Raw genomic sequence first — 10,399 nt, forward strand, 5'->3', positions numbered from 1 at the left:
TTAGACAAAAAACCTTTTAACGTGGTCATTTGAAGATAATTTTAATGAAGAACAAAATATTGAGAATATTCAATTTTAAGTTCTATAGTGAAGTCGCTGCGTGGTTAGACAGTAATTAAGACTGAAAGCTGTGAGTGATATTCAGTCTCTTTACCAAAGGCGAACATGATGAATAAAAGGAAGAGCTTTTAATCCTTGGTTTACTGTGTGTCACAAACTCATCCTCTCCTCAGGTATAGGTACTGCTGTCAATCGTCGTATTGGCTGGCTTCTGGACATCAAGAAAACAAAAAAGCCAGTAATAACACATCCAATATCTGTCCCTTACAAGGAGTTTCACATGTTAAAGCTAAAGCTTCTGTCTACCTTAATCGGCTGTAGTATAGCGGCAAGCAGTTATGCCATGAGTCCCCAACCCGATCCACAAAATCCCACTGGCTATATTGTATCGAAAGCTGACGTCGTAGCCGCAGAACAAGCTAAAACGGCAGATCCTATGTATAAAGTCTGGGCTAAGGCGCTTGCGACCCGTCCGAACACAATAGTAGAAGCCATTGAACCCGGTCTTGCCAGCAACCCTGAAAATGTCAAACGCGTTGAACGCGTTTTCCCCCAATCAGACTGGGACTTCCTGACTCATATGGCCGCGCCCGAATACACCTATACCCGCTTCCTGCGCGCTATAGGTAAGTTCCCGGCATTCTGTGGTGAGTATACCGATGGCCGTGATTCTGACGCGATCTGTAAGAAGTCAATTATCACTGCATTTGCCCACTTCGCACAGGAAACGGGTGGTCACATAGCGAAGGACAACTATTGGGACAACCCACTTGGACTTGAGGAGTGGCAACAAGCGCTGGTTCACGTTCGTGAAATGGGCTGGCAGGAAGGCCAACCGGGCTATACCACAGGCTGCGGCCAGAATGACTGGCAAAATAAGCGCTGGCCTTGCTCACCAGGACAGGGATACTTTGGTCGTGGTGCCAAGCAGCTATCCTACCACTTCAACTATGGGCCCTTCTCTGAAGTCATGTACGACGGCGATGCCACGGTACTGTTGAATAACCCCGCTCTCGTTGCTGATACCTGGCTCAACCTCTCTTCTGCTATCTGGTTCTTCCTTACCCCTCAGGCCCCTAAACCTGCAATGCTGCACGTTATCGACCGTACCTGGGTACCATCCAAAGCCGAGAAAGAAGCCGGAATTGGCTACGGGTTTGGTACCACAATCAATATCATTAACGGCGGTATCGAGTGTGGCGAGCAAAACAGATATAAAGGCCAGCCTGTAAACCGGATCCGTTACTGGGAAGGCTTATCTGCACACTACAATATTCCTATCGAAGCGGATGAAAGCAACACCTGCTGGCAACAGACGCCTTATGGCAGCCTGAACCTGAACGGCTCAACCGATGTGCTTTACACTAACTGGGAGGCTAACTGGAAATACTACCCGGATCGCCCTGAAGGCGTTTCTTTCGAGTGTGAACTGGTTGGGTATCAAACGGCCTATTCGGCGCTGGTTCCCGGCGACTACGAGAAGTGTATTACCAACTTCTATGAGTCCCATGCCAACTGGCCTCAGGTACGTGTCGTCGATACCATGCCGCCAACAGATCCTGGCACAGGTCCGACAGATCCTATAGGCAATGCCTGGGATTCAAATAAAGTCTACAACACCGGCGATCGTGTGGTTGTGAATGGCGTGACCTACGAGGCCAAATGGTGGACACAAGGTGATAACCCCGAAACCAGCGGCGCTTCAGGCCCTTGGAAAAAGGTGTAAATAAAAAATAGTTCATAGTAATAAGCCACCTTCGCTGAAGGTGGCTTCGTCTTTTTAGTTTGCTACCCTTAACGCTATTTACGAAATTTAAGCAGTTGTAGCAAATGATACTTCACGAAATAATTTTTCCCCGCACTATAACGATCAGGATTATTATCACACTCAAGTGCAACCTTCTTTTTTAGTTCACCATATTCGATTGCTATCTCAGGGTGAGCAATCAGGTAATCTCTAAATGTGATGTGCAACTCTCCGTTATTATCCCCGACCTTAAAAACATGGATATGGTGGGTACGATGATTTCCCCCCTTTTGGAAAAACCGGCGCTCAGCTATCCCAAATTCACCCATCGCTTCATAGCCGAGTGAAACCAACTCTGAAGTAAGTAAATCCACAGAATTCAAATCAGTCACTTCTACAAGAATGTCGATAATGGGTTTTGCCGCTAACCCCTTTACCGCCGTACTACCAATATGGTGAACGTTGACAGCCGTATTTCCTAGTACTTCTTTAATCGCCGTCGCTTCAAATTCATACAACTCGACCCACTTAGGATCATAGTCAACAACTTCTATTATTCGCTTACTCACCGTTTACCCTATAGCTTATATCGCCAGTATGAGCGATGCGAAGAATACACTCGCCAAATTAAATACGATTAAACCCAATATTCGCCCAATCAGAGCTGTAAATTACTCCAGCCGACAAATCATCGGCCACTGGAGAAATTTACATCATAAAAACCTGAATTTAATTGGGGGTCTATTGAAGATCTGAAACTTTTCACGTGCAAATACTAAATCAATACAGCAACACTAGCGAATAAAAAAGTCTAACATCAACCAATAATGTGAACGCAACCTATACGATAGGCGACAATTGTAATACTTTATTTCAAGCGTTAATTTAACGTAACAACCAAGCCAGCAAACAGCGAGTTTATTTGCTCTTTGAGCCATCAATTTCAGGATGGCCAATTAATCGACCATGGAACTTAGACAACCCCACTGTTCGGCGTGTTTTCTCTGCCCAAATAATACCCCAAACGATACCTAAACCAGTACAGATCGCAACGACGGGAAGAACCATTTCATTCAGTGCAAAACAAATCATCCCACCAATAAACGCCCCTAATAAGGCTGGCGATACCGCTACTTTCAGCCAAAGCAGTATATGCACGAAACAGGCGGCAAATTTCATTATGCAGCTCCCTTATTTATCAATCTATTAGTACCTTCTACATTTGAAGGCTTATCATAATATCAAGCTAGTTGAATATTAATTTGACGAAGCTCTTATTAGTCTTACAAACTGATGAAATAGAAAGAAAAAATTTGATTTCAATAACGAAATCAAGCTCTGGCGGCACTATCTGGCCGCCAATCGTTAATGGAAAGCTATATTAAACGGGCCCAAAAGGGTCTTAAGCTCCACAGCGAAAAGAACATCATCGACGGGGCATATTTTTTCTTGCTCCATAAAAAACGTGATTGCTCTCTTAGAAAGTCCGCGCCTAGAAAAGCATCCGCAAGTTGTTCAGATTCCCGAGCGTTAGCCGTTTTCAGATCGTCCAACTGACTTCCAGCCATAAACTGTCGCGGTTCTTGGTTGATCACCCAACCTCGTGCAATGCGTTCTGCTTCATCCATTAATTGCTCATGGGGTACAACTCTTTGAACCAAACCTGCTTCTAACGCTTCCGTGGCCTTAGGTTTCCAGCCTTCGCTTCCCAACATACGCTGTGCATTCTTTTCTCCCATTAGACGGGGAAAATGAACACTTGAGCACCCTTCCGGCGTGATACCCAGTGCCGCAAATGGTGTTGAGAAAGTCGCATTTTCGGATGCAATGATACTATTTGCCAAGGTGGACGCTGTAACACTGGCACCTATTGCCGGGCCATTCACAGCAATTAACAGAGGCTTTTCACAGTTAAGGAAAAGCTCAAATAAAGCCTTATTATTTTTTACGATCAACTCGCGCAACTTTTTGGGGTGCATGAGCTTAAGAGAGCCCCCCAGGTTAACCCCGGCGGAATAATAATTGCCGGAGCCAGTCAGAACAACGGCTTTGACAGCCTCGTTAGTATTCGCCTTTACAAAGGCTTCACCAAGTGCATCCATCATATCCAATGTCCAACCATTGAGTTTCTTTGGTCGGTTCATTGTCATGATAAGCACCCCATCGGTGAGACGGGTTAAGAGGTGGCTGGCTGCAATACTTGTTAAACTCAGGTCATTCACAATACCTTTCCCTGTTAAAACAATATCGTAACAATCAGCCTACTACATCACTATCCAAATGATAAGCAATAGAGGTCACAATAACACCATCGTAATCCTTTACCTCAAGATGTTCGCTTGGGTTTATGCTCGTTCATGTAGAGCCTATCTAAACGGCTCTTCAATCCAGTTAAAATGCTGGTATCAATTTCCCGTTGTAGAACATCTGGCTCATGGTAGCTTAGCAATGCATCGACAGATTTAGTCAAAGCAGGGATTAAGTGCCTGTTTGTATTATTCCAATACCATCTATCGGCATTTTGCAGCAAAGTAATGAGATCACTTCTATCCGTTAAAATCTGACTTATTACAATGTTGCAATCGGTATGATATGACGCAGTATTTTCCAGGTGCTCCGCAAAATCCAACAACCACACCTTTGACTGAGATTCGAACATCAAGAAACAAACATCCCATTCTTTTCTTTCTTCTACTTGTTGTAATAACGCTTCCAAAGGATATGGCGGATCGCTTTCCTGTACCTGAATATGCCCTAACCCATCAGAGTGATAAACCGGTTCGCTAAACTCATATTGCTGCAGTAAGTGGATGGGATCATCACCATTGCATGAATCTGAGCCCAGTTTCTCTGCCTGTAATGCCTGAAACTGGGTTAATTCACCGTATACCTGATCGATACGCTGCAGGAGACGAGACTTCTCATCACATCCAGCAAAATACAGTTCAGCCTTAAGTGTTGGCAATAAATCAAGCAAGGCTTTTGTTTGAACTCGAAATGTGTGTTGTTGGTGAACGATTTTATTGCTCATGCTTTTTTACCGTTAATATATATTCCGCATAAGGCGTTGCTGACACACCAATACTAATCCAGGTTTGGGTGCCCTGAACGGTTACCCTATCACCGTGCTTTTCCCTTACTCTTTCAAACCCATCGCCATACAACGAGTACCCTGCCTCACCTTCTGCTGACTCGAGCGAAATAATAAAGGAATCACCTTTAAAACCTAGGATATGGTACTTATTCTCATGCTCGCCTCCGACTATATCCTTAACCTGAAACGGCCGTGCAGGCTTTTCGATATGCACGTAGTAATAATCTCGGCTAAGGGCTTCAATGTGCCGTAAAATCTGACTGTCTGAAGCTAGTACTGGCATGGTTCGGCTAACTAGCATCAAAGATATCAGGGTCAATGTGCATCGATTCATCCGTTAACTCCCAAAAAGCACATATTCATTCTCGGTCTCGAAAAAGAACAACGGGTTATCATTGTCCAGCTCGAGCTGAAGAGCATAATGGATTAAGGGACTAATGGGAGGCTCATAATTTTCATCAATCTCAAGCCTTATTCCATTATGTATGATCCCAACATCTGGGTTGCCAGAGTTTATTAAAATATCGTCTAATGCAACGTTTATATGCCAATGAGTTTCACTCTTTACAGCTTCTGCCGGAACGATACTTTCGCAGCACATTGCCACTGAATAGATCAGCTTGTCGTCAATCAAATTATCTACATTTTCAGGACGTATCTCCTCCCAGCTCAATTCCTCCATATACCTGAGATAATGGCAGAACAGAATCACAAAGGCTTCGAGTTCGCCCTGGCACCGATGTTTGAGGAGAGTGAAGTAAAAAGGCTTGCCCACTTCGCAGATTAAGGGCTCGTAAATCAACTCTTCACCATGATGCTGATCCAGCTTCAGCATAATCTGAGTCACCATGTCAGGTTGTTCCAAAATACTCTCTAGCGGAGAGCTCCAAAACCCTTCTCTATTATCTGCACCCTCTGTGTTTTCACTTTCTTGTTCAAGATCGTACAGAACCTCAAAGTTGCCGACAGGCTCGCCGGTCTCCAGCCATTCCAGCATATCCCGTATATCAGTTCGCTTGGAGGAGTGAGGCAAGCGAAAGTGTAATTCACCATCAATATCCTTAAGCAAACATTTCACTTCTTTCAGTAATTTTGATTGTTTCTCATTCAAGTCCATTCCTCACCCTTATACTCTAAAGCTCGCACCTGTAACTTTGTGATGCACTACAAAGACTCTATTAAATGTTCAGGCATAAAATCTACCGGCATAGGCAACCATTCAATGAAGCTCACAAGAACTGACACCTGCCTGTTATGTAAACAAAAAGGAACTTCCGAACTTGCAGAACAACGCTAACAGACCAATTAACGAAACCAATCTACTGCATCGCACTCACCTATTACTTGAACAACATCGAGCATTTTCTAATCAGCAAGGAGAGCGTTTTAATATCTTCAGTATATTAAAAATGGAACGAAAAGAAGTTGAAACCCATTCGAGATTTATCTATGAGTTACTCAACCCTCATGGACGCCACGGAATGGGGACAACATTTCTGGAATTGTTTATCACAGATGTCCTCTCTCTAGACAATCAGCGTGGTAAGTACACGGTAAAACGTGAAGACGGTACTGATGAAGGCCGCAGAATTGACTTTACCATTGAGTCAGCAGACTCAATGATCGGCATTGAGATGAAGATTGATGCTGCCGATCAACACAACCAATTGTATGACTACTTTCTAGAGCTAAAGAAAAGAGCAACCAATAAAGAAGTTCGTCTTTATTATCTCACCCTCTTCGGTACTCAACCAAGTACAGGCAGCCTCAATAGCCTTACTGATAAACAATATGAGCTTATTGCATTTAGCAGCCACATCGTCGACTGGCTCACGGCTTGTATTAAAGAGGCGGCAATGAAGCCAGTCCTTAGGGAAGCATTAGTTCAATACAAACTTCTCATTGAGAAATTAACCGGGCAACGACAGGAATTTAAGATGGAATTGGCTAAACAACTGGCATCAAACCCTAATGACTTACAAGCAGCTCTTGCCATCGAACATGCAATTGTAAAAAGTAAGATAATGCTTCAGGAGCGTTTCTGGACAACGCTCAAGCAAGCCTTGGAGAGTCAGGAAAAAATCGTAGCAGTCTATGGTGGAAAATCGATAAAGAATATATCGAAGAACTACTATCAAAATAGCAAAGGTAACAAAAATATCGGACTCAAGTACCCTATTGGGCAATACGCCGATATGAACGTATACATGTATATCAATCTATATAGCTGGGTTCATTATGGGCTGCGTGTTTGCGACGAACATGGAAATGCTGTCAGCAGACGCGACATCAAAAACGATATCGCTCCTCTCCTCCCTACTGGAAACGCTGTTAACAGCAAGAAGGATGACTGGGTTACCTGTTACTACAATGATGAGCAAACAACACAACCCATCGTTAAATTCGCAGAATTTGGGGACTCATTTGATACCGATCCTGTACTGCTTTCTCTGACCAATGAGAATGAAGTGCAGAAGCTCACCGAGAGTATCGTTTGCCATCTGTTGAAGATCGAAGAGCAATTTTCAAAACTACAGAAAAACTAGCTTCTCATCCGACTTAAGATACTGTTTGAACTTGCGATTGGGACAGTATCTTAAGTCAATTTCGACAAGTCACCCTGTTCATACCTGGATAAGTTCTGACTACGCACAAAGGTATTGGCTTCATACAACCAGCTCAACGAGTCACACTTACTAGCTATTGACTGATGGGGATACGCTAATTTAAAAGGTTCGCAATCATCAATAATCCAGTTTTTCGATAAATATTAGACTTTTAGGTATCAACAAGATACCGCCAAATGTGTATAATTGCATATCAACAACAAATAACAACAGACTAGACATGGAACAATCGTATAACTCAACACTCTCTCGTATTGGCCATTCAATCAAAGTTTTTCTTAAATTCCTCTGGAAGGGAACTTTCTTCCTAATAGGAATATTGGGGCTGGGCCTAATACTCTACGACATCTTTGAATACTCAATATCATTTAGTGAGTTGGATTATTCAGAACTAATTTTTCTTGGTGCTTTTGTCATACTTACACGAAATTACTTTTGTCAAGTTAAGTCATCACAGACAGGTGCCTTTAAAGGCTTTCAATACTACTTCATACCACAAGGATACCTACTCGGTGCTTGGTTCACCGCAGCCATAGCTTTAGCTATCATAATGAAAAACTTATATGTTTTTCATCACCCAATACTTAATATAACTTACTTTTCTTCTGTTCTAGTAGTGATAAGAGTTAGTAACTTCAAAATTAAAAGAACTAATTTAGCCCTTCCTGCTCCTAAAAAGGAAATTGAAGTAGAAACAACTAAGGAAAACCTTCAATGAGACCATTATTTTTCCTCACTCTTATCAGTATCTCTTTCTGTTCAGCAGCGAAAACAGACAGGATAAATGAACCAGGCTCTCCTGCTTTTCTTCAATCAGCGTGCCAAGAATACATCGAGCTATATAATAAAAAAGACAACGAAATGTTTGGTGCCTTTTTGACCACATCAAAAGAAGAAAGCTTTCGAGCAGGCTATTGCCTCGGAGCAATTAGCCACTTTGAACCAGACCAATATTGCCATCAAAGTTCAAAATACAGATCAGCACAAAAAATCGCGGAACTAGATATATCCTATTACCGTAGTGAAGAAAGGTTTATCCAGGACGCTGTATGCCAGTAAGTTATTTGAACACGAACCAAGCCGTCAAAGAGCTTTTTGGTATCAATGCTTCATGCTTACGCAGTAAAGCTAACACATTTGTAAGAAACAAAACCATACCCAAAACTCTAGTGATGAATGAAGGTTTTGCTGACGCCAGTATGAGAAAACGAGGTAAGGTTCATTTACAACCTAAGGCACTAATACCTCTGTTTAATGCATTCCTGTTAGATGCTTTTCTTGGTGACTCAAAAATCGTTAAATCAACTATGCATGAGCCAACCAAAAGGTACAGTAACGCACTATTGATCGAAGAGGTATTACATAACCTTGATACCAACAAAAATAAGCATCAGTTTTCATTGGCAGCTTCCAGCTTTATTGCTCAATTGAAAGATCCTAAATTCAACTTAACTGAGCGAAAACTGGACACCCCGTTCAAAGACGAACAACTGCCACAACTGAACTTCAAGTTAGCTAATACCAGTCTATTGCGAGAACTATTGCTGAAAAACCGCCTTGCTCTCACTGCGACTGAGCAGCTGCTTCTTGCTTTTCTAAATAAAGAACTGGCAACTGCATATCACGTAACGCAAACCTTGGATTCAGAGCTCCTGGCTCAAGACACTACCCTGCAAATGCTTGTGAGCTTTATTCAACAACAATATAAAGAAGCCGTTAGCTTCACCCATTTCCTTTCTAGTCTTCCCGACTAACAAAACACTTTTTTGTGCAGTGCACAACGTAACACTACTTCTGTCATCAATTACAGGAGTAGTGTTATGTCTACTAAACAACTAGTAATCAACTATCACATGACAGAGCGTTGTAACTATAACTGTCACTATTGTTATGCAAAATGGGAAAAACCAAATGAAATTCACAAACAAGACGGCACTGTAAATCAGTTACTGACAAACCTCAGCAACTACTTTTTAAACCCCAATCCTATCCAGTCCGAGCTTGGCTACGATAGCGTTCGACTTAACTTTGCCGGCGGCGAACCTCTCTTACTTAAAAACAAGTTTATCAATGCAATTGATTGTGCAATATCTTTAGGTTTTGACATATCAATCATTACCAACGGTCATCTACTTACAAAAAACTTCATAAAGGAGCATGCTCATCGTATGAGTATGATTGGTATTAGCTATGATTCGGCAAACCAGGCGTGCCAACAACAGATCGGGCGTAATACAAGAAGTGGCTCTGTGATCACGCCGAGACAACTGAGCAACATCAGTCATCTAATAAGAAAGCATGCACCTAAGACGGAACTAAAAATTAATACTGTCATTAACCAGTTCAATGTCAATGAAGATCTCTCCTCTCTAATCTCAAAAGTTAAACCTGACAAATGGAAACTACTCCAAGTACTGGGGATCTATGATGAAATACCTGAAATATCAGATAATGATTTTACCAATTTCATCACTCGTCACCAGTCACTCAACTCAGTTATGTCGATTGAAGATAATGCCACAATGATAGGCTCATATCTGATGATAGATCCAAGCGGTTGTTTTTTTCAGAACGAAAATACTCACAACGGGTATCTCAAGAGCCGCTCTTTGCTAACTACACCTGTAGGCATAGCTCTAAAGGAAAGCGGCTTTAATCCTAAGAAGTTTTCTGCGCGATACAAATAAAGCTTTTTTGTGCAATGCACAAATTAACAATGGTTCTTGAAGTGGTCAAGTAAAATTGGCCACGGTTTTAGAGTCATTCCAGAATAAGCGTTCTGACTCATTTGGCGTCAGACCACCGTTATATTGATGTGGCCTGATCTCGCTGTAATATCCTGTGATGTACTGAGTGATTGAACGCTGTGCC

The 10,399-nt window shown here is 42.3% G+C and carries 11 protein-coding genes and 2 pseudogenes; 6 read left to right on the forward strand and 7 right to left on the reverse strand.

The genetic code is table 11. The annotated features are described in order from the left end of the window. Positions 1–340 precede the first annotated feature (340 nt). A pseudogene (locus EIZ48_RS19560) lies at positions 341–1,783 on the forward strand (chitinase); the annotation flags it as partial. Between the two features lie 77 nt (positions 1,784–1,860). Here the strand turns inward: EIZ48_RS19560 and EIZ48_RS19565 are convergent. The 6 genes from EIZ48_RS19565 to EIZ48_RS19590 all read right to left on the reverse strand — a co-directional run bounded on the left by EIZ48_RS19565 (position 1,861) and on the right by EIZ48_RS19590 (position 6,012). After that, a complete protein-coding gene (locus EIZ48_RS19565) occupies positions 1,861–2,376 on the reverse strand; it encodes a GrpB family protein (RefSeq protein ID WP_160655063.1) in 516 nt (171 codons plus the stop codon). Positions 2,377–2,725: 349 nt separating this feature from the next. Next, the gene (locus tag EIZ48_RS19570; protein WP_160655067.1) at positions 2,726–2,986 is read right to left on the reverse strand and encodes a hypothetical protein; all 261 of its coding nucleotides are present in this window, start codon (positions 2,984–2,986) and stop codon (positions 2,726–2,728) included. Between the two features lie 197 nt (positions 2,987–3,183). After that, positions 3,184–4,029 (reverse strand): enoyl-CoA hydratase-related protein, encoded by an 846-nt coding sequence (locus tag EIZ48_RS19575; RefSeq protein ID WP_160655070.1) that lies wholly within the window; start codon positions 4,027–4,029, stop codon positions 3,184–3,186. A gap of 104 nt (positions 4,030–4,133) precedes the next feature. After that, positions 4,134–4,838 (reverse strand): hypothetical protein, encoded by a 705-nt coding sequence (locus tag EIZ48_RS19580; RefSeq protein WP_160655073.1) that lies wholly within the window; start codon positions 4,836–4,838, stop codon positions 4,134–4,136. After that, positions 4,828–5,235 (reverse strand): hypothetical protein, encoded by a 408-nt coding sequence (locus EIZ48_RS19585; RefSeq protein WP_160655075.1) that lies wholly within the window; start codon positions 5,233–5,235, stop codon positions 4,828–4,830. The genes EIZ48_RS19580 and EIZ48_RS19585 overlap by 11 nt, the downstream gene beginning before the upstream one ends. Before the next feature lie 3 nt (positions 5,236–5,238). Continuing rightward, complete coding sequence (locus EIZ48_RS19590) at positions 5,239–6,012, reverse strand: hypothetical protein (protein ID WP_160655077.1); 774 nt, start codon at positions 6,010–6,012, stop codon at positions 5,239–5,241. A gap of 169 nt (positions 6,013–6,181) precedes the next feature. Between EIZ48_RS19590 and EIZ48_RS19595 the strand changes: the two genes are divergently transcribed. The 5 genes from EIZ48_RS19595 (at position 6,182) to EIZ48_RS19615 (ending at position 10,215) form a co-directional block, all read left to right on the forward strand. Then, entirely contained in the window at positions 6,182–7,447 is a 1,266-nt protein-coding gene (locus tag EIZ48_RS19595; RefSeq protein WP_160655079.1) for a PDDEXK-like family protein, read from the forward strand. Positions 7,448–7,748: 301 nt separating this feature from the next. Then, positions 7,749–8,246 carry a hypothetical protein gene (locus tag EIZ48_RS19600; protein ID WP_160655081.1) on the forward strand — a complete coding sequence of 166 codons (498 nt, stop codon included), beginning with the start codon at positions 7,749–7,751 and terminating at the stop codon, positions 8,244–8,246. Further along, positions 8,243–8,587, forward strand: coding sequence for a hypothetical protein (locus EIZ48_RS19605; protein WP_160655084.1), 345 nt, complete (start codon positions 8,243–8,245; stop codon positions 8,585–8,587). The genes EIZ48_RS19600 and EIZ48_RS19605 overlap by 4 nt, the downstream gene beginning before the upstream one ends. Beyond that, positions 8,578–9,282, forward strand: coding sequence for a hypothetical protein (locus tag EIZ48_RS19610; RefSeq protein ID WP_160655087.1), 705 nt, complete (start codon positions 8,578–8,580; stop codon positions 9,280–9,282). The genes EIZ48_RS19605 and EIZ48_RS19610 overlap by 10 nt, the downstream gene beginning before the upstream one ends. A gap of 66 nt (positions 9,283–9,348) precedes the next feature. Next, positions 9,349–10,215, forward strand: a complete 867-nt coding sequence (locus EIZ48_RS19615; RefSeq protein WP_160655090.1) for a viperin family antiviral radical SAM protein — start codon at positions 9,349–9,351, stop codon at positions 10,213–10,215. Positions 10,216–10,260: 45 nt separating this feature from the next. Here EIZ48_RS19615 and EIZ48_RS19620 read toward each other — a convergent pair. Then, positions 10,261–10,399, reverse strand: a pseudogene (locus tag EIZ48_RS19620) (IS3 family transposase); the annotation flags it as partial.

Source organism: Photobacterium alginatilyticum (assembly GCF_009910675.1).
Classification (GTDB): domain Bacteria; phylum Pseudomonadota; class Gammaproteobacteria; order Enterobacterales; family Vibrionaceae; genus Photobacterium; species Photobacterium alginatilyticum.

Bases quoted from the DNA above. Each gene is read 5' to 3' on its own strand.
- EIZ48_RS19570 (WP_160655067.1), bottom strand. From the start codon at position 2,986: ATGAAATTTGCCGCCTGTTTCGTGCATATACTGCTTTGGCTGAAAGTA.
- EIZ48_RS19580 (WP_160655073.1), bottom strand. From the start codon at position 4,838: ATGAGCAATAAAATCGTTCACCAACAACACACATTTCGAGTTCAAACA.
- EIZ48_RS19585 (WP_160655075.1), bottom strand. From the start codon at position 5,235: ATGAATCGATGCACATTGACCCTGATATCTTTGATGCTAGTTAGCCGA.
- EIZ48_RS19600 (WP_160655081.1), top strand. From the start codon at position 7,749: ATGGAACAATCGTATAACTCAACACTCTCTCGTATTGGCCATTCAATC.
- EIZ48_RS19605 (WP_160655084.1), top strand. From the start codon at position 8,243: ATGAGACCATTATTTTTCCTCACTCTTATCAGTATCTCTTTCTGTTCA.
- EIZ48_RS19610 (WP_160655087.1), top strand. From the start codon at position 8,578: ATGCCAGTAAGTTATTTGAACACGAACCAAGCCGTCAAAGAGCTTTTT.
- EIZ48_RS19615 (WP_160655090.1), top strand. From the start codon at position 9,349: ATGTCTACTAAACAACTAGTAATCAACTATCACATGACAGAGCGTTGT.